The 17056-nt window shown below is 67.8% G+C and carries 22 protein-coding genes; 12 read left to right on the top strand and 10 right to left on the bottom strand.

Features of this window, described 5'->3' with window-relative positions; genetic code table 11:
• Window positions 1–116: 116 nt before the first annotated feature.
• Window positions 117–944 (bottom strand): ABC transporter permease, encoded by an 828-nt coding sequence (locus tag L687_RS22620; RefSeq protein ID WP_021198060.1) that lies wholly within the window; start codon window positions 942–944, stop codon window positions 117–119.
• Window positions 941–1834 carry a daunorubicin resistance protein DrrA family ABC transporter ATP-binding protein gene (locus tag L687_RS22615; protein ID WP_021198059.1) on the bottom strand — a complete coding sequence of 298 codons (894 nt, stop codon included), beginning with the start codon at window positions 1832–1834 and terminating at the stop codon, window positions 941–943. The genes L687_RS22620 and L687_RS22615 overlap by 4 nt, the downstream gene beginning before the upstream one ends.
• Window positions 1835–1936: 102 nt before the next feature.
• On the opposite strand from L687_RS22615, the gene L687_RS22610 reads away from it, so the two are divergent.
• The 9 genes from L687_RS22610 to L687_RS22575 all read left to right on the top strand — a co-directional run bounded on the left by L687_RS22610 (window position 1937) and on the right by L687_RS22575 (window position 6973).
• Window positions 1937–2869 carry a TetR/AcrR family transcriptional regulator gene (locus tag L687_RS22610; RefSeq protein WP_021198058.1) on the top strand — a complete coding sequence of 311 codons (933 nt, stop codon included), beginning with the start codon at window positions 1937–1939 and terminating at the stop codon, window positions 2867–2869.
• A 109-nt stretch (window positions 2870–2978) separates the two neighbouring features.
• Window positions 2979–3170 (top strand): helix-turn-helix domain-containing protein, encoded by a 192-nt coding sequence (locus L687_RS22605; protein WP_017204627.1) that lies wholly within the window; start codon window positions 2979–2981, stop codon window positions 3168–3170.
• A gap of 156 nt (window positions 3171–3326) precedes the next feature.
• Window positions 3327–3425 (top strand): 30S ribosomal protein bS22, encoded by a 99-nt coding sequence (locus L687_RS42040; protein ID WP_003792170.1) that lies wholly within the window; start codon window positions 3327–3329, stop codon window positions 3423–3425.
• Window positions 3426–3503: 78 nt separating this feature from the next.
• Complete coding sequence (locus L687_RS22600; RefSeq protein ID WP_021198057.1) at window positions 3504–3806, top strand: rhodanese-like domain-containing protein; 303 nt, start codon at window positions 3504–3506, stop codon at window positions 3804–3806.
• A complete protein-coding gene (locus L687_RS22595; RefSeq protein WP_021198056.1) occupies window positions 3803–4099 on the top strand; it encodes a glutaredoxin family protein in 297 nt (98 codons plus the stop codon). The genes L687_RS22600 and L687_RS22595 overlap by 4 nt, the downstream gene beginning before the upstream one ends.
• On the top strand, window positions 4096–4398 hold the full coding sequence (locus L687_RS22590) for a Dabb family protein (RefSeq protein WP_021198055.1): 303 nt from the start codon (window positions 4096–4098) through the stop codon (window positions 4396–4398). Before L687_RS22595 ends, L687_RS22590 begins: the two co-directional genes overlap by 4 nt.
• Before the next feature lie 172 nt (window positions 4399–4570).
• Window positions 4571–5389: a basic amino acid ABC transporter substrate-binding protein gene (locus L687_RS22585; protein WP_021198054.1), complete on the top strand. Its 819-nt coding sequence runs from the start codon at window positions 4571–4573 to the stop codon at window positions 5387–5389.
• Between the two features lie 34 nt (window positions 5390–5423).
• On the top strand, window positions 5424–6221 hold the full coding sequence (locus L687_RS22580) for an amino acid ABC transporter permease (protein ID WP_021198053.1): 798 nt from the start codon (window positions 5424–5426) through the stop codon (window positions 6219–6221).
• Window positions 6218–6973: an amino acid ABC transporter ATP-binding protein gene (locus L687_RS22575; protein ID WP_021198052.1), complete on the top strand. Its 756-nt coding sequence runs from the start codon at window positions 6218–6220 to the stop codon at window positions 6971–6973. Before L687_RS22580 ends, L687_RS22575 begins: the two co-directional genes overlap by 4 nt.
• A gap of 99 nt (window positions 6974–7072) precedes the next feature.
• Here L687_RS22575 and L687_RS22570 read toward each other — a convergent pair whose 3' ends face one another.
• The 7 genes from L687_RS22570 to L687_RS22540 all read right to left on the bottom strand — a co-directional run bounded on the left by L687_RS22570 (window position 7073) and on the right by L687_RS22540 (window position 13068).
• The gene (locus tag L687_RS22570; RefSeq protein WP_021198051.1) at window positions 7073–7252 is read right to left on the bottom strand and encodes a YegP family protein; all 180 of its coding nucleotides are present in this window, start codon (window positions 7250–7252) and stop codon (window positions 7073–7075) included.
• Window positions 7253–7304: 52 nt separating this feature from the next.
• On the bottom strand, window positions 7305–8366 hold the full coding sequence (locus L687_RS22565) for an STAS-like domain-containing protein (protein WP_021198050.1): 1062 nt from the start codon (window positions 8364–8366) through the stop codon (window positions 7305–7307).
• 98 nt (window positions 8367–8464) lie between these two features.
• The gene (locus L687_RS22560; protein WP_021198049.1) at window positions 8465–9556 is read right to left on the bottom strand and encodes an ABC transporter ATP-binding protein; all 1092 of its coding nucleotides are present in this window, start codon (window positions 9554–9556) and stop codon (window positions 8465–8467) included.
• The gene (locus L687_RS22555) at window positions 9553–10347 is read right to left on the bottom strand and encodes an ABC transporter permease (protein WP_031206636.1); all 795 of its coding nucleotides are present in this window, start codon (window positions 10345–10347) and stop codon (window positions 9553–9555) included. The genes L687_RS22560 and L687_RS22555 overlap by 4 nt, the downstream gene beginning before the upstream one ends.
• Window positions 10344–11282 (bottom strand): ABC transporter permease, encoded by a 939-nt coding sequence (locus tag L687_RS22550; protein ID WP_235045202.1) that lies wholly within the window; start codon window positions 11280–11282, stop codon window positions 10344–10346. The genes L687_RS22555 and L687_RS22550 overlap by 4 nt, the downstream gene beginning before the upstream one ends.
• Window positions 11279–12418, bottom strand: a complete 1140-nt coding sequence (locus tag L687_RS22545; RefSeq protein ID WP_021198046.1) for an ABC transporter substrate-binding protein — start codon at window positions 12416–12418, stop codon at window positions 11279–11281. The genes L687_RS22550 and L687_RS22545 overlap by 4 nt, the downstream gene beginning before the upstream one ends.
• Before the next feature lie 134 nt (window positions 12419–12552).
• Window positions 12553–13068 (bottom strand): GNAT family N-acetyltransferase, encoded by a 516-nt coding sequence (locus L687_RS22540; RefSeq protein WP_021198045.1) that lies wholly within the window; start codon window positions 13066–13068, stop codon window positions 12553–12555.
• 78 nt (window positions 13069–13146) lie between these two features.
• Here L687_RS22540 and L687_RS22535 point away from each other — a divergent pair, with 78 nt between their 5' ends.
• Window positions 13147–13977: a sulfite exporter TauE/SafE family protein gene (locus L687_RS22535; RefSeq protein ID WP_021198044.1), complete on the top strand. Its 831-nt coding sequence runs from the start codon at window positions 13147–13149 to the stop codon at window positions 13975–13977.
• 120 nt (window positions 13978–14097) lie between these two features.
• Here L687_RS22535 and aspS read toward each other — a convergent pair whose 3' ends face one another.
• Entirely contained in the window at window positions 14098–15879 is a 1782-nt protein-coding gene (aspS, locus tag L687_RS22530; RefSeq protein ID WP_021198043.1) for an aspartate--tRNA ligase, read from the bottom strand.
• 136 nt (window positions 15880–16015) lie between these two features.
• On the opposite strand from aspS, the gene L687_RS22525 reads away from it, so the two are divergent.
• Together L687_RS22525 and L687_RS22520 are read left to right on the top strand one after the other, a co-directional pair.
• Window positions 16016–16396: a DUF5684 domain-containing protein gene (locus L687_RS22525; RefSeq protein ID WP_021198042.1), complete on the top strand. Its 381-nt coding sequence runs from the start codon at window positions 16016–16018 to the stop codon at window positions 16394–16396.
• A gap of 1 nt (window position 16397) precedes the next feature.
• On the top strand, window positions 16398–17027 hold the full coding sequence (locus tag L687_RS22520; RefSeq protein ID WP_021198041.1) for a histidine phosphatase family protein: 630 nt from the start codon (window positions 16398–16400) through the stop codon (window positions 17025–17027).
• The last annotated feature ends 29 nt before the right edge of the window (window positions 17028–17056 follow it).

Raw genomic sequence — 17056 nt, 5'->3', positions numbered from 1 at the left:
GCGTCAACAGTCCCAGCGGCAGATGAGCGAAAGCCGCAGAACGCCTATGTCTCCGCTGGGATGTGGGCTCCGCGGGGATATGTCTTCGCGGGGGATGCCCGCTGCCGCCGGTCCGCTCAGCGTCGCCCGGCTTTGCGGCGGAAGAGCCACGCGCCCCAGGCGACCGCGATCGCGAGGATGACGACGCACCAGCCGGTCGCCCACCATGCCTCGCCCTGCACGGGGGCATCAGTGAGCAGCCCGCGGATCGTCTCCACGATGGGTGTGATCGGTTGAGTCGCGGCAACCGGCTGCAACCACTCCGGCATGCTCGCCACCGGGACGAACGCACTGGACAGGTAGGGGAGGAAGAGCAGCACGAAGCCGTAGCCGTTCGCCCCTTCCGGGCTTCCTGCGGCAAGACCGATGGCGGCGAACAGATACGTGATCGCGAGGATGTACAGCGCGATCAGGGCGGCGAGCCCCACCCACTCCCCTGCGTTCGCGCTTGGACGGAAGCCGACGAGCACTCCTACGCCGATCACGATCGCCGTGGCGATGAGGTTGCGCAGCACGCTCGCGACGACGTGCCCGGTCAGCACCGCCCCCGCTCGCAGCGGCATCGTGCGGAACCGGTCGATGATGCCGGTGCGCATGTCGTTCGCGACATACACGGCGGTGGAGGAGGCTCCGAACCCCGCGCAGGTGAGGATGATGCCGGGCACCACGTAGTCGACGTAGGCGCCGGACGGATCGATCGCTCCGCCGAACACCCACGTGAACATGAGCATGAGCATGACGGGCAGCATGATCGCCATGAGCAGCGATTCGCCGTCCCTCAGCGAGTGGCGCAGGCTGCGACCGACGAACACCGCCTCGGCGGTGAGGCCTCGCAGGCGCGGGCGCGGTGAAGGGGCGGGGAGGGCAGGTGCCGCGGAGCGAGGGGCGGCGAGGGTGATGTTCATGCGAGCTCCTTCACGGGGTGGTCGATGGGGGAAGGCGCGGTGACGGCGAGGAACACGTCGTCGAGGGTGGGGCGGCGCAGGGTCACGGTGCCGTCCTCTCCGTCTTCGTCGAGCACGTCGAGCGCTCGCCGGAGATCGGCGACCGTGCCATCGGTGGGGATCTGCCGGCGAAGCTCGCCGCGGCTGTCGTGGAGTTCGACGGTGTCTCCGCCGACGCGCGCCTTCAATGCGGCAGGCGTGCCGAGGGCGGCGACCCTGCCGTCATGCAGCACCGCGATGCGGTCTGCCAGCTGATCGGCCTCCTCCAGGTACTGGGTGGTGAGGAAGACCGTCGTCCCCGCCTTCGCCAGCATGCGGATGATGTCCCACAACGCCCGACGGCTGCGGGTGTCCAGACCTGTGGTGGGCTCGTCGAGGAACAGCACCTCCGGCGTCACCACGAAGCTCAGGGCGAGGTCGAGGCGACGTCGCATTCCTCCGGAGAACGTGCGCACCATGCGGGAGGCGGCATCCGTGAGGTCGAACTGGTCGATCAGGTCGGCGGCACGTCGTCGTGCAGCTGCCCGTCCGAGCCCGGCGAGCCGCGCGAACATGACGACGTTCTCGGTCGCGCTCAGTGCATCGTCGACGGCTGCCGCCTGGCCGGTGAGGCTGATCCGTCGCCGGACCTCGATCGCCTGCGTCCCGATGTCCCAGCCGGCGACCCGCGCCGAGCCGGCGTCTGCCGCGGTGAGGGTGGTGAGGATGTTGATCGTCGTGGTCTTGCCGGCGCCGTTCGGCCCGAGCAGGGCGAAGACCTCGCCGCGGGCGACCGCGAAATCCAGTCCGTCGACGACGGTCTTGTTCCCGAAGGCCTTGCGCAGCCCCTGCACCTCGATGGCTGTCTCCATCAGGCGCTCCTTTCTGTGTATGTAGAAAACTGTGTATCACCAACGCAACTGTGTATGACCGTAACACACTGTTTAGCTGATAAACAGAAGTAGGATGAGCGCATGACTGAGACGGAGCCGCCGGAGCTGCCACGCGGGATCGCGCTGGCGTGGGGTGTCGCCGCGAACCCGCAGCGTGGTCCCAAGCGCGAGATGAGCGTCGAGAAGATCGTCGACGCTGCCGTCGAGCTGGCGGACGCCGAGGGGATCGGCGCCGTGTCGATGGCCGCGGTCGCGGCGCGGCTCGGATTCACGCCGATGTCGCTGTACCGATACGTGACGGCGAAGGACGATCTGCTGCTGCTGATGCAGGAAGAGGCGACAGGGCTGCCGCCGCAGAGCCACCTCGAGGCGGACGGCTGGCGCGGACGACTGATCGCCCTGTATGAAGAGCAGGTCAAGCTCTACCTGCGCCATCCCTGGATGCTGTCCCTGCCGATCACCGGATCGCCGATCACCCCGAACAGCTCGGCCTGGCTGGATGCCGGGCTCGCCGCTCTCGACGGCACCGCGCTGACGACGGAAGAGCGCATGGCCGTCGCGCTCGCGGTGACCGGGCATGCCCGCTGGTGCGGGATCGTGCAGGCCGGCTACACCGAGCAGTCCCGCGGCACGGGACTCACCCCGGATGAGGTGGCCGCGCACGAAGCCGCTCTCTTCGATCGGGTGATCACGGCCGAGGAGTTCCCCGCGCTCCGTCGCGCGATCGAAGATGATGTGTTCACCTCGACGGCCGATCCGTTCCGGTTCGCCGTCGAGCGGACCCTCGACGGGGTCGCGGCGTACCTCACGGGTCTCGACCGCGGAGAGATGCACGCCGAGGCGACGGAGTGGATCGACGTCGACCCGGCCGAGTTGTCCGGGGATCGTCGGCTCAAAGAGGCGCAGAAGGCGGTGCGCGAGGCTGAGAAGGCTCTGCGGTCGGCCCGCAAGATCGAGCGTCAGACATGGCGGGAGGCCAGGGAGCGGTCGGCGAAGGCGAAGAAGTCCGGCTGAACCTGAGCTCTCGCGGTCGGTCGCACCTCACTGATCACACGAGTCACAGAGGTTTACACGCGTCCCAGCTACCACATAGAGTGTGCACATCGAGAAAGGGGTACGTGGGATGCCCGAGGTTCCTGACGTCCGATTCCTCACGGTTGCTGAGGTCGCAGAGCTCATGCGCGTGTCCAAGATGACCGTGTATCGGCTGGTCCATGCGGGGGAGTTGCCGGCCGTCCGTTTCGGGCGCAGCTATCGCGTACCCGAGTCCGCTGTGGCTGATGCGCTGCAGCGCCCGATCGCCGACGTCGGCTGACGTCGATCGCCTTCTCGTGCTCCGCCGCCTGCGGGCGGTCGATGCGTGTGACAGGCGACGCCTTCGGGTTTGCTAGACTGACCCGAGGCATTTTCCGTGCCCGTACCCGGGTGTCCGATTTCGGCGACACCCAGCCACTGACTTAGTGAGGTTTCCGTGGGTTCTGTCATCAAGAAGCGCCGCAAGCGCATGGCGAAGAAGAAGCACCGCAAGCTGCTTCGTAAGACTCGCCACCAGCGTCGCAACAAGAAGTAAGCGACCAGACACGAGCGCCTGTCTTCGGACGGGCGCTTTGTGTCTCCGGCCGCATCTCCGTCCCGCCGAGAGGATGTCATGAAGTCGATCACCGTCACCGAGCTCGCCGAGCGCACCGGTACCCCGCTCATCGATGTGCGGGAGGTGGACGAGTTCGCTGCCGGTCATGTGCCGGGGGCCGTCAACATCCCGATGTCCGAGATCGGCAACCGGCTGGAAGAGCTGCCTGCCGAGGCGTTCGACGTCATCTGCCAGGCAGGCGGGCGCTCGGCTCGTGTGGTCGAGGCTCTGGAGTCGCGCGGTTACGACGCCACGAACGTCGAGGGCGGCACCGGCGAGTGGATCGCCCAGGGCCGCGCGGTCGAGGTGCCGTCGGCGTGACCACGCTGACTCTCATCGGCAAGCCCGACTGCCATCTGTGCGACGTCGCCTCCGACGTCATCGATGCCGTCGTCGCCGAGCTGCCCGACGCCGCCGCCGAGCAGATCGAGATCGTCGAGGCGTCGATCCAGGACGATCCCGCGCTGTACGAGCTGTGGTGGGAGAAGATTCCGGTCGTGCTGATCGACGGCGAGCTGCACGCGCATTGGCGCGTCTCGCCCGACCGGCTGCGAGAGGCGCTCGAAGGCGCACTCCGTGGTGAATCCCCGACCGAACTGAAGGAAGCCCTGTGACGATCCGCCATGTCGTGACCTGGAAGCTCGCCGCCGAAGACGCCGCCGAGCGCGGTGCCCAGGCTGCCGAGGTCGCTCGCCGGCTGAACGCTCTCGACGGTGTCGTCCCGCAACTCCTCTCTATCTCCGCCGGCGCGAACGTCGCCTATCCGGAGGCGAACTGGGACGTCACGCTCGTCGCGGACTTCCCCTCGGTCGCGGCGATCGACGAGTACCAGGTGCACCCCGCGCACGCCGAGGTCGCCGCGTACATCCGATCGGTCGTCGCCTCGCGCGTCGCCGTCGACTTCGAGGTCTGACACCGCGTCGCACCGTCCCAGGAACTCGGTTTCCACGTGTGATCGGGGCGTACTTGCAACACAAACGTAATGCGCGCGGATGCCGATGTCATTGGTCACGCGACGAGCCGCATGTTTAGATGAACTCCTACCCGTCAGCGGGCCTCCGTGCCCTCGACTCACAGGAGCCGACATGCCTCGTCGCAACCTCATCGCCGGTCTCGCCCTCGTGGCGACGGCCACCCTCGCGCTCGCCGGCTGCGCCACCGGATCATCCGACGCGGGAAGCAGTGACGCTCCCGCCGCCGACGACAAGTACGGTCTCGTCGAGGCCGGAACCCTCACTGTGTGCTCCGACGTCCCCTACCCGCCGTTCGAGGTCGAGGACCCCTCCAGCGAGACCGGCTACTCGGGCTTTGACATCGACCTGCTCAGTGCGATCGCCGAGAAGATCGACCTGAAGCTCGCCGTGCAGGACGTGGGCTTCGACGCGCTCCAGTCCGGCACCACGCTCGCCGCCGGCACGTGCGACATCGGTGCCTCTGCGATGACCATCACCGACGAGCGCAAGGCGAACATCGACTTCTCCGACCCGTACGTCGACTCGCTGCAGTCGCTCCTCGTGCGCGCCGACTCGGACATCAAGTCGATCGACGACCTCGACGGCAAGAACGTCGGCGTGCAGCAGGGCACCACCGGCGAGACCTACGCGGGCGAGAACGCTCCGGGTGCGCAGCTGGTGCAGTACCCCTCGGACGGTGAGCTGTGGCCGGCCATGCAGGCGGGTCAGATCGACGCCATCCTGCAGGACCAGCCCGTCAACTACGTGCACGAGCAGGACGACCCCGACTACAAGATCGTCGAGACGTACCCGACCGACGAGTCGTACGGCTTCGCCTTCGCCAAGGGCGAGAAGGACGAGCTGCGCGACGCGGTCAACAAGGCGCTCAAGGAGCTCCAGGACGACGGCGGATACCAGAAGATCTACGACGAGTACCTTGCGGCCAAGTGACCGGCGGGGTCGGTAGAGCGGGAGGTCCTCGACGATGGCGTTGAGGCGTACCACCAAGAGCAAGCTGTATCGCTACACGGTCTACGCGGTGCTGATCGCGATCGCCGTCTGGGCGATCGTGAGCACCGACTGGGCGAAGATCGGCCCGCTGTTCTTCAATCCTGAAGTCGCGGCGAAGATGTTCCCCGGGATCATCACGACCGCGTTGGTCAACACGCTGTGGTTCACGGCCGTTGCCTTCGCCGGGGGGCTGCTGCTCGGAGTCGTGCTGGCACTGATGAAGCTGTCGACCATCGCGCCGTTCCGGTGGATCGCGACGTGCTGGATCGAGTTGTTCCGGGGGCTCCCCGCGATCCTCACGATCTTCGGCATCGCGTTCATCCTGCCGATCGCGCTGGGCGTGCCCGGCACGAAGCTGGGCGGACCGGTCGTGCTCGGTCTCATCGGTCTCGTCCTCGTCGCCTCGGCATACATGGCCGAGACGATCCGTGCGGGCATCCAGGCCGTTCCGAAGGGCCAGACCGAGGCGGCGCGCTCCCTCGGCATGTCGCCCATGAAGACGACGTTCTGGATCATCGTGCCGCAGGGGTTCCGGATCATCATCCCGCCTCTGACCAACGAGTTCGTGCTGCTGCTGAAGGACACGTCGCTGCTCTTCGTGGCGGGTTCGTTCATCTGGTCGAAGGAGCTCACGACCTTCGCCCGCGATGCGAGCACGCAGAACGCGAACGGAACGCCGCTGATCATGGCGGCGATCCTGTACCTGATCGTGACGATCCCGCTCACGCGCTTCAGTGCGTGGCTGGAGCGACGGATGTCGAGGCAGCGATGATCACCGACCTGATTGATGTCCACGCCCCCGCGATCGACGTGCAGGGGCTCGTGAAGTCGTTCGGCGACAACGAGGTGCTCAAGGGCATCGACCTCACCGTCACCAAGGGCGAGGTCGTGTGCGTGATCGGACCCTCGGGCTCGGGCAAGTCGACGCTGCTGCGTTCGGTGAACCTGCTCGAGGAGCCGACCGGCGGCAAGGTGCTGATCGAGGGGATCGACATCACCGACCCCGACGTCGACATCGACCGCGTTCGCACCCGCATCGGCATGGTGTTCCAGAGCTTCAACCTCTTCCCGCACCTCGATGTGCTGGGCAATCTCACGATCGCCCAGCAGCGCGTGAAGAAGCGGTCGAAGAAGGAAGCCGAGCTGATCGCGCACGCCATGCTCACCCGGGTCGGCCTGGCCGAGAAGGCCGACGCCTACCCCGGGCACCTGTCGGGAGGGCAGCAGCAGCGCGTGGCGATCGCTCGTGCACTGTGCATGAACCCCGACATGATGCTGTTCGACGAGCCCACCTCGGCGCTCGACCCCGAGCTGGTCGGCGAGGTGCTGCAGGTCATGCGATCGTTGGCCGACGAGGGGATGACGATGCTCGTCGTCACGCACGAGATGGGATTCGCACGCGAAGTCGGATCCCGCCTCATCTTCATGGACGGTGGGCACATCGTCGAGGAAGGCGACCCGCGCGAGGTGCTGGGCAACCCGCAGCATCAGCGCACGAAGGACTTCCTCTCGCGCGTCCTCTGATCCGAGATCCCGGGTCGCCGAGACCCATCGAAATCACCGAGACCCCCTGTCCCAGACATCTGCGACAGGGGGTCTCGGCGTGAAGCGTAGGTATTGAGCTCAGTCGGCTTCGACGACCTCGGCGTCCGCGGCGTTGCGGCGCACGGAGTCGATGCCGTTCAGAGCGGCGGACTTCGACGAGTAGCCCTCGCTTATGGCGATGACCTCGCCGTTGCCGGCCTTCAGGCGGAACCGGTACTCGCCGGACTTGTCGGTGTACAGCTCGAATTTGCCTGCCATGAGGCGTCCTTTCTCTCTCGGATGGAGGGAGCCCCGCCCCTCGCGCCTCACGCTATCCGGACTCGGCATCCGGGGGAAGAGAGCCCTTCCCCCGGACCCCGATGCCGCGACGAACCATGAAGGCGACGGCGTCGTTCATGTTGAGGGGATGCAGCTGGACGCCCGTGTTCTGCGATGGCCACACGCGGAACAGCTCGTCGACGAAACCCTGCCCGACGTCGTCGACGCCGGTGAAGTCGATGTCGATGTCGTCGAAGTCGGTCATGTCCGCGAGCACACGCCGCGCTTCGGACCGCGAGACGAAAGAGAGCCCTGTGCCGAACAGCTCGATGCGCGGACGACTGCGCGAAAATCGGAGATCGTCGTCTGTGAACTCCTGGAAGACCTCGCGCAGTGTCGTCGTCGGGGGGAGGTCGAGTGCGGCCTCGACGCGCGTTCCTTCCGTGACCGCTGAGGCGCCCAGGGCGTAGTCGTCGCGTTGATTGTCGATCGTCAGGCGGATGCCATTGGCCGAGAGGCGGAACTCGGTCACAGCCTTCGAGGTGAAGAAGATCCCTTCGCCCGTGTGCCGCTCGGGCCAGGTCGTGCGCTTTCCCTTGGTGAGTTCCGCGGCCGCATCCAGAACGGATACGAGTCCGAGTCCGTCTCGGAGTCGGAGGTAGGCTCCGACTCCGTCATCCTGGATCTCGAAGGCGAGCTGGTCAGGGGCGCTCCACACGCGGACCATGGCCTGCCCGCCGCCGCTGTGGTCGATGGCGTTGTTCAGCATCTCGGTGAATGCGTAGTTCATGATCCTCGTCCCTTCGGATTTCGGGTCGAGGCTCAGTGCCGTGGCGATCCGGGACCAGACGATCGCTTCGTCGAGATCGACGAGATCGACGTCGCCGGTCCAGTCGGCTTCTCCACGGTGGGTGAGCCCTGTGTGAGCGATCGTGCCAAGGGCGGCCCGGACGGCGGGGAGGGTGAACCGACGGTGGCCGCCTGCGGTCCGAGTCGAGGGGATGTCGCCGCGGTCAGCAAGGCGTCGCAGGGACTTCTCCGAGAGGTTCAGCGCGCGCGCGGCATCGCCGATGCTGACCGTCGACGAAGTAGGGTTCGGAGAATCTTCCCTCATGGGTAGATTTTATCGAGATGGATTCCTAGAATCTACCCCAAGGGGCAGAATTTGCGCGTAGTGGGGACGCGATCTGTCCGAGGCGGAAGATTCCGACCTCAACCGCGCGGGTGCACGGCGACAGGCTCGGGAGCGATCGCGATGCGCACCCGATCCCCGAACGCGGGGTGGGTGCCCGGCGCATGCTGCACCCGGACGAGCTCACCAGATTCGGTGCGGACGAGCGTACGACGCATGCTGCCGAGGAAGGTGCTCTCCTCGACCAGGGCATCGGCTGCGGCGTCGGCCTCGGATGCGAAGTAGACGTTTTCCGGTCGCAGATACACATCGACCGGCCCGTCCGCCCGTGACTGCAGAGGAAGCCGCTGCCCCCAGACCATCACATGATCGCCCTCGGCGACCCCGGATACGACGCTGGACAGGCCGACGAAAGCCGCGACTCCGGCGGTCGAGGGCATCGTGTAGAGCTGCTCGGGGGAACCGATCTGCTCGATGCGACCGTCGTTCATCACGGCGATCCGGTCGGAGACGGCCAGCGCCTCCTCCTGGTCGTGGGTGACGAACACGGTCGTGATGCCGAGGCGCAGCTGGATGCGGCGGATCTCGTCGCGCAGCTGCACGCGCACCTTCGCGTCGAGCGCGGAGAGCGGTTCGTCGAGAAGCAGCACCTTGGGCTCGGTCACCAGCGCACGGGCGAGCGCCACCCGCTGCTGCTGTCCGCCGGAGAGCTGGTGCGGAAAGCGATCGGCGAAGTCGGCGAGTCCGACCAGCGCGAGGGCATCGACGGCGCGGCGCGAGGCCTCCGCCTTCGCGATCCCGCGCCGGCGCAGGCCGAAGGCGGTGTTCTCGGCGACCCGCAGGTGCGGGAAGAGCGAGTACGACTGGAAGACCATCCCGATGTCGCGCTTGTTCGTGGGCACTCGGGAGACGTCTCCGCCGCCCAGGAGCACGGCGCCCTCATCCGCACCCTCGAGACCGGCGAGCACACGCAGCAGCGTGGTCTTGCCGCAGCCGGAGGGGCCGAGGAGCGAGACGAACTCCCCGGGGGCGATGTCCAGGTCGACACCGTGCAGCACCCGGTTGCCGCCGTAGCTCTTGACGATGCCCTGCAGCTCGACGCGCGTTCCCTCGCCCGCCTGCGAGAGCAGCAGGTTGTCCTTGGTGCGCGGCAGCGCGTGGTCGAGGGTCATGAGCGGGCCTTTCCGGTACCGCGGGCGACGCGGCCGATGACGAGGAGCAGGAGGAAGACGAACACCAGCGCGAGCAGCGTGAAGATCGCCGGCGCATAGGGATCCTGTTTGTTCACGACGACCATGGCGGTCTGGAACACCTGGCGGTTCAGGAGCGAGGCGATCGTGAACTCGCCGAGCACCACCGCGATGGAGATGAGCGATGCGGCGAGCAGCCCCTGGCGGAGGTTCGGAGCGAGCACCCGGAGGGCGACCGTCGGCCAGCTGGCGCCGAGCGACCGTGCGGCCTCGGCGAGGGTGCGCAGGTCGGCGGCATCGATCGACGCCTGGATCGAGCGGAACGCGAACGGCAGCACGGTGATCCCGTAGGCGAAGGCGAGCGTCCAGGTGCCGGTGCCGAAGGCGCGACCGATCTGCAGGTAGATGGGAGCGAGGCCGACCACGAGCACGATGGCGGGGATGGAGATGGGCAGCAGCACCGCGAACTCGAAGGCGGGCTTGAGCTTGGGGAAGCGCAGGTTCACCAGGATCATGGTGGGGGCGAGCAGGAGCAGCACGATGGCCACCGTGACGACGGCCAGGATCAGGGAGTTGCCCAGACCCGCCCAGATCGGCCTCAGGGTAGCGGCTGCCGCGGGGTCGAACAGCGCGATCCAGCGGGCGAACGACAGCCCGCCCTCGGGGTCGCGCAGCGTGAAGAGGAACGTCGACACCAGGGGAACGGCGAAGAACGCACCGACGAGGATGCCGATGACCCCGCGGGTCGCGAGGGAGGGACCGAGCCGGTTCACGACTGCCACCTGGCCGCGCGTCGTTGCACGAGGGAGTACAGGGCCATGACGATCCCGACGATCACGATCATGCCGAGCGCGAGGGCGCCGGCGAGGTTCTCGCGGCCGAGGACCGTCTCGCTCGTGAGGGCAGTGCGAATCTGCAGCGGCACGATCTGCGCTCCCTGACTGGCGAGGGCGGCGGCGGTGGCGTACGACGAGAACGAGTTCGCGAACAGCAGCAGCAGGCTGGCGAGGAACGACGGCGCGAGCACCGGGATGCCGATGCGCAGCCAGAAGCTCGCGCGGGTGCCGCCGAGCGTGAGGTTGGCCTCGGCCCACTGCGGCTTGAGCGCGGCGAGGGCGGGCATGAAGGTGATGACCATGAGCGGGATCTGGAAGTAGAAGTAGGGGAGGACGAGACCGGGCAGCTCGTACAGCCAGGTGCCGTTCTCGAAGATGTTGATGCCGAACGAGTCCTTCAAGAAGACCGTGACGACACCCTGGATGCCGATGGTCGCGATGAAGGCGAACGCCAGCATGACCCCGCCGAACTGGGCGAGCACACCGGCCGCGGCGTCCACAGCCGAGCGCGTTCGGCCTTCCGGGTCCATGCCGAGCAGGGCGTAGCAGACGAGCGCACCGACGAGCGCACCCACCACGGCGGTGAGCAGCGAGAGCCCGGCGGAGTTCGCGAAGGTGTTCAGCACGACGGGATCGGCGAGGGCCGACATGTTCGACCAGGTGAAGGAGCCGTCCTTGGTGAAGAAGCCGGAGCCGATCGACAGGATCGTCGGCACCGCCAGGAAGAGCACGACGTATGCGGCGAACGGGACGAGCCCGAGCCAGGCGAAGGACGGAGCGGACCGCCGGGCCCTCGCGTGCGGCGAGGACCCGGCGGAGGTGGTGGGGGCGGATGCCGCGGCGTCCGCCCCCGTTGCGGTGAGGGTGGTCACTGGACCGCCGAGGCCCACTTCTCGCCGAGCAGCGTGCCGGCGTTCGTCGACTGCTCCTCGGTCGGGACGACCGTCTCCTCCGGTGCCTCGGGGAGTGCCGCAGCGAGGTCGGCGTCGATCGTGCCGGCGTCGGTCATGGCCTCCATGCGCACCGGACGGGCGCCGCCCTTCAGCCAGAGGTTCTGCACTTCGTCGCTGTAGAGGAACTCCTGCCACAGGCGGGCAGCAGCCGGGTGCGGGGCGTCGGCGTTGATGGCCTGGTTGTAGTACCCGGCGTAACCGGTGCCGTCGAACACGACGACCTTCCAGTCCTTGTTGTCGGCCGTGTGCGAGGCGTTCAGGTAGTCCCAGTCGAACACGACGGGGGTCTCGCCGCTCGCGATCGTCGCGGTGGTCACGTCGACCTTGAGCAGGTTTCCGGCCTTCTGCAGCTCGGAGAAGAAGTCGATGCCCGGCTGGAAGTCGTCGAGCGTGCCGTCGGACTGCACGGTGGCGAGGCCGACGGCGGCGAAGGCCGCACCGGCCTGGGTCGGGTCGCCGTTGATCGCGACGGCGCCCTTGTAGTCGGCCGAGAGCAGGTCGGAGAGTTCGGCCGGAGCGTCGAACTTCGACGAGTCGTAGCCGATCGACATGTACCCGCCGTAGTCGCCGACGAAGAGGCCGGTGGGCTCCTTCAGCTCCTCGGGGATGTCGTCCCAGGTCTGCACCTTGTAGGGCGCGAAGACGTCGGTGTTCTGCAGGGCGACCGTGAGGCCGATGTCGAACACGTCGGGCGCGGTGTCGAGGCCCTCGTTGGTCTTCGCCGCCTGGATCTCCTCGGCGCTCGAGACGTCGGGGGAGGCCTCGTTGATGGTGATCTCGGGGTACTTCTCGGCGAACAGGTCGAGGATCTCGCCGTAGTTCGCCCAGTCGCGGGGGAGCGCGATGACGTTGAGCGAGCCTTCGGCCTTGGCTGCAGCCTCGAGGTCGGCGAAGGTGCCGAAGTCGGTGACAGAGGTCGCGGCGGAGGCGTCGACGTCGGAGCTGCCTCCGCCGGTCGCGTCAGCTGCGCCGGAGCAGGCCGTGAGTGCGAGTGCGGCCGTGGTGGCCAGGGCGATGCCGGCGCCGATGCGCGCGCGGCGGGTGAAGCGAGCCATGAGTGTCCTCTCGGTGTCCGGCGCTGTGAGCCGGTTTCGGGTTGCGAGAGGACACTATGAGGCGCAGGTTGCCGCCCGTCGCGGGTCTGGTGAACGGACGGTGGCGAGCCGGTGGCCGAACAGGGCCGCGGAGCTCAGCCCTGCGGCACGCTGTACTTGAAGCCGCGGTGCGAGCCGACGTAGCCGAGCCGCTCGTAGAAGCGGTGCGCGTCGGTGCGGGCGGCATCGGAGGTGAGCTGCACCATCGTCGCGCCGACCGCGGGAGCCGCGGATTCGCCCACCCAGCGCATCACGGCGGAGCCGATGCCCGACGAGCGCAGACTGCTCTGCACGCGCACGGCCTCGACGAGCAGCCGCCGCGCGCCGCGGCGCGCCATCCCGGGGATCGAGGTGAGCTGCAGCGTGCCGACGATCGCGCCGTCGAGCTCGACCACGAGCAGATCGTTCGACGGCTCTGCCAGGATCTCGACGAGCCCGCGTTCGTACGCGGGACGATCCTCGTCGGACGCCACATCGCCGCGGGCCGCGCTGATCGGGTCGTCGGCGAGCAGTGTGATCACGGCATCCGTGTCGTCGACCGTCGCACGGCGCAGGAGCGCGGTTCCGATACGCGATTCGAGCGGCTGGGGCAGCGGGAGGGCGTCGAGCATGCCTCCAGTCTGCCAGCGCCCGCGTCCGGTGCGAGCGCGGATGCGGGGGGCGTGCCGACTCTCTGGAATCATGGCGAGGTGGATATCGGCGCCGTGCTCGGACTCGAGCAGCTCACGTGGGGGGTGCTGCTGCTCGTGGTGATCGCCGCGTTCTGCGCCGGCTGGATCGACGCGGTCGTCGGCGGGGGAGGGCTGCTGCAGCTGCCGGCGCTGCTGCTGATCCCCGGCATCTCCCCGGTGCAGGCGCTCGCCACCAACAAGCTCGCCTCGGTGTTCGGCACCGCGACCAGCAGTGTGACCTACTACCGACGAGCCAGACCCGACCTGCGCACTGCCGTGCCGATGGCGATCATCGCGTTGATCGGGTCCTTCGGCGGAGCAGCCGTCGCGACGGTGCTACCGCCGGCCGCGTTCAAGCCGATCATCGTGATCGCGCTGCTCGCGGTGGCACTGTTCACCGCGTTCCGTCCGCAGATGGGCGCCGCGACCCAGTTGCGGTTCCACGGCCACAAGCACCACATCATGGCGGGTGCCGCGGGGCTCGGCATCGGCTTCTACGACGGCATGATCGGACCGGGGACCGGGACCTTCCTCGTGATCACCCTGGTCGCGCTGCTCGGCTACGACTTCCTGCAGGCGAGCGCCAAGGCCAAGATCGTCAACCTCGCGACGAACGCGGGTGCGCTCATGCTGTTCATCCCGCACGGCGCCGTGCTGTGGCTGCTCGGTGGCATCCTCGCAGTCGCGAACGTCGCCGGCAGCTACCTCGGCTCGCGGATGGCGATCTCGCGCGGGACCACCTTCATCCGCGTGGTCTTCCTCGTCGTCGTCATCGCGCTGATCGCGAAGCTCGGCGTCGACGTGTGGAACGAGAACATCGTTCCCGCGTTCGCGGCGCTCTCGTCCTAGGCTCGAGATGCTCTGCGGCGCGCGGCCTGGGGGATCAGGCAGAAACGCCGGATCAGGCAGGTTCTTCGCAGAACCGCCTGATCCGGCGTGTGCGCCTGAGCTCGCGCGAGGCAGTGGGCGTCAGGCCTCGTCGTCCTCGGGCTCGTAGTCGACACCGGCCTCGGCGCGCTGCGCGTCGGTGATCGGTGCCGGGGCGGAGGTCAGCGGGTCGAAGCCGTTGCCCGACTTCGGGAACGCGATGACCTCGCGGATCGACTCGGTCTTGGTCAGGTGCTGCAGCACGCGGTCCATGCCGAGTGCGATCCCGCCGTGGGGCGGTGCGCCGAACTTGAACGCGTCGAGCAGGAAGCCGAACTGCTCGTCGGCCTGCTCGTCGCTGATGCCCATGACCTCGAACACACGCTTCTGCACGTCTTCGCGGTGGATGCGGATCGAGCCGCCACCGAGCTCCGAGCCGTTGCAGACGATGTCATACGCGTAGGCGAGAGCGGAGCCGGGGTCGGTGTCGAACGTGTCCTGGAACTCGGGCTTCGGGCCGGTGAACGCGTGGTGCACGGCCGTCCAGGCCCCCGCGCCGACGGCGACATCGCCGGAGGCCACGGCGTCGGCTGCCGGCTCGAACATCGGAGCGTCGACGACCCAGGTGAACGCGAACTCGTCGGGGTTCAGGTAGCCGAGCCGACGGCCGATCTCGACGCGCGCGGCGCCGAGCAGCGCACGGCTCTCCTTGGTCGAACCGGCGGCGAAGAAGACGCAGTCTCCGGCTTCGGCACCGACGAGCTCGGCGAGCCCGGCCTGCTCGGCCTCGGACAGGTTCTTCGCGGCGGGGCCACCGAGCGTGCCGTCCTCGTTGAACAGGACGTAGGCGAGGCCGCGTGCGCCGCGCTGCTTGGCCCAGTCCTGCCAGGCGTCGAGCTGCTTGCGCGGCTGCGAGGCGCCGCCGGGCATGCGCACCGCACCGACGTACTCGGCCTGGAAGACGCGGAACGGGGTGTTCTGGAAGTACTCGGTCGCGTCGACGAGCTCGAGGCCGAAGCGCAGGTCGGGCTTGTCGGAGCCGTACTTGGCCATGGCGTCGGCGTAGGTCATGCGCGGCAGGGGCGTGGCCACCTCGACGCCGATCGTCGCCCACATCGCCACGATGAGCGACTCCATGAGGGTGATCACGTCTTCCTGGTCGACGAAGCTCATCTCGATGTCGAGCTGCGTGAACTCCGGCTGCCGGTCGGCGCGGAAGTCCTCGTCGCGGTAGCAGCGCGCGATCTGGAAGTACTTCTCGACGCCGCCGACCATCAACAGCTGCTTGAACAGCTGGGGGGACTGCGGCAGGGCGTACCAGCTGCCGGGGCTCAGACGAGCGGGCACCAGGAAGTCACGGGCGCCCTCAGGCGTCGAGCGGGTGAGGGTCGGGGTCTCGACCTCGGTGAAGTCGTCGGCGTGCAGCACGTCGCGGATCGCCTTGTAGACGTTCGAGCGCAGGCGCAGGGCAGCGGCCGGGGCCGGGCGGCGCAGGTCGAGGTAGCGGTACTTGAGGCGGGCTTCCTCGCCCACGGTCTCGGTGTCGGCGAGAGCTGTGGAGACCTGGAAGGGCAGAGGCGCGGACTCGTTCAGCACCTCGACGTCGGTCGCGATGAGCTCGATCTCGCCCGTGGGCAGGTTCGGGTTCGCGTTGCCCTCGGGGCGCAGCGAGACCTCGCCGGTCACCTTCAGCACGAACTCGTTGCGCAGCGGGTGGGCGATCTCCTCGTCGCGGATGACGACCTGGGCGATGCCGGAGGCGTCCCGCAGATCGATGAAAGCGACTCCTCCGTGGTCACGACGGCGATCGACCCAACCCGAGAGGGTGACGGTCTGACCGATGTGCTCGGCTCGCAGAGAGCCTGCCGAGTGGGTGCGAAGCACGGAGTATTCCTTCTGATCTGGGAAATGGGGAACCCGCCCATTCTACGGGGGCGGTCGGGAGGTCTTCGGCCCGGTCACCCGCCCCCGGGCCGGCATATCAGTAGGATCGCCACGACCCAGCTCTTACACAGAAAGGGTGCACGTGGACAACAACGGCATCTCCGATCTCTACGCATCGATCTTCTCCGGTACCACGGGCCTGATCGCGCTCGTCTTCTACATCCTCGTCGCCATCGGGCTGTGGAAGGTCTTCACGAAGGCCGGATACCCCGGCATCCTCGCGATCATCCCGATCGTGAACCTCGTCTTCCTGGTGAAGATCGCCGGCCTGTCCGGCTGGTTCGCACTGCTGTACCTCATCCCGATCGCGAACCTGATCCTTGCGATCATCGTCGCGTTCAAGCTCGGCGAGCGCTTCAACAAGGGCGGGGTCTTCTCGTTCTTCCTGCTGTTCCTCTTCCCGTACATCGGGTACCTGATCCTCGGCTTCGGGGATTCGCGCTACAGCAAGGCGTGAGATGACGGCGTCCCGGTTGCACCTCGTCCGACACGGCGAGGTGCACAATCCGGCCCGCGTGCTCTACGGTCGTCTTCCCGACTACCACCTGAGCGACGCGGGCCGGGGGATGGCCGCAGCGGCCGCCGGCCATGTGGCGGCGCTCGACCGTCCCGTCTCCGCGCTCTATGCGTCGCCGCTCGAACGCGCGCAGGAGTCGGCAGAGCCGTTCGCCGAGCGCTTCGACCTCGTGCCGGAGATCGACATCCGTCTGATCGAGCCGACGAACGTGTTCGAGGGGACGCAGATGCGTCGCTCGCTGATGAATCCCATGAACTGGTGGCACCTGCGGCAGCCTTCGCTGCCCAGCTGGGGCGAGCCCTACTCGTCCATCGCGGAGCGGATGCTCGGTGTCATGGACGAAGCCTGGGACGCGGCGCCCGACGGCGACGTCGTGATGGTGTCGCACCAGGCGCCGATCTGGATCACCCACCTCCGCGTCGCGGGGCTTCCGCTCCGGCACGATCCGCGCACCCGTCGCTGCGCCCTCTCGAGCGTCACCTCGTTCGAGCGCGTCGGCGACGTCTGGCGTGAGGTCGCGTATGCCGAGCCTGCGGCGACCGGCGGCGCCGTCGATGTCGGGGCCGTCTGATCCCCGTCCTCGAATCGCGCGAAGGGCGC

The organism is Microbacterium maritypicum MF109, assembly GCF_000455825.1.
Taxonomy (GTDB): Bacteria; Actinomycetota; Actinomycetes; order Actinomycetales; family Microbacteriaceae; genus Microbacterium; species Microbacterium maritypicum_A.
This window is presented reverse-complemented; position numbering and strand designations above follow the sequence as displayed.

Coding starts and splice junctions, on each gene's coding strand:
- L687_RS22620 (WP_021198060.1), bottom strand. CDS start 944: ATGAACATCACCCTCGCCGCCCCTCGCTCCGCGGCACCTGCCCTCCCC.
- L687_RS22615 (WP_021198059.1), bottom strand. CDS start 1,834: ATGGAGACAGCCATCGAGGTGCAGGGGCTGCGCAAGGCCTTCGGGAAC.
- L687_RS22610 (WP_021198058.1), top strand. CDS start 1,937: ATGACTGAGACGGAGCCGCCGGAGCTGCCACGCGGGATCGCGCTGGCG.
- L687_RS22605 (WP_017204627.1), top strand. CDS start 2,979: ATGCCCGAGGTTCCTGACGTCCGATTCCTCACGGTTGCTGAGGTCGCA.
- L687_RS22600 (WP_021198057.1), top strand. CDS start 3,504: ATGAAGTCGATCACCGTCACCGAGCTCGCCGAGCGCACCGGTACCCCG.
- L687_RS22585 (WP_021198054.1), top strand. CDS start 4,571: ATGCCTCGTCGCAACCTCATCGCCGGTCTCGCCCTCGTGGCGACGGCC.
- L687_RS22580 (WP_021198053.1), top strand. CDS start 5,424: ATGGCGTTGAGGCGTACCACCAAGAGCAAGCTGTATCGCTACACGGTC.
- L687_RS22575 (WP_021198052.1), top strand. CDS start 6,218: ATGATCACCGACCTGATTGATGTCCACGCCCCCGCGATCGACGTGCAG.
- L687_RS22570 (WP_021198051.1), bottom strand. CDS start 7,252: ATGGCAGGCAAATTCGAGCTGTACACCGACAAGTCCGGCGAGTACCGG.
- L687_RS22565 (WP_021198050.1), bottom strand. CDS start 8,366: ATGAGGGAAGATTCTCCGAACCCTACTTCGTCGACGGTCAGCATCGGC.
- L687_RS22560 (WP_021198049.1), bottom strand. CDS start 9,556: ATGACCCTCGACCACGCGCTGCCGCGCACCAAGGACAACCTGCTGCTC.
- L687_RS22545 (WP_021198046.1), bottom strand. CDS start 12,418: ATGGCTCGCTTCACCCGCCGCGCGCGCATCGGCGCCGGCATCGCCCTG.
- L687_RS22540 (WP_021198045.1), bottom strand. CDS start 13,068: ATGCTCGACGCCCTCCCGCTGCCCCAGCCGCTCGAATCGCGTATCGGA.
- L687_RS22520 (WP_021198041.1), top strand. CDS start 16,398: ATGACGGCGTCCCGGTTGCACCTCGTCCGACACGGCGAGGTGCACAAT.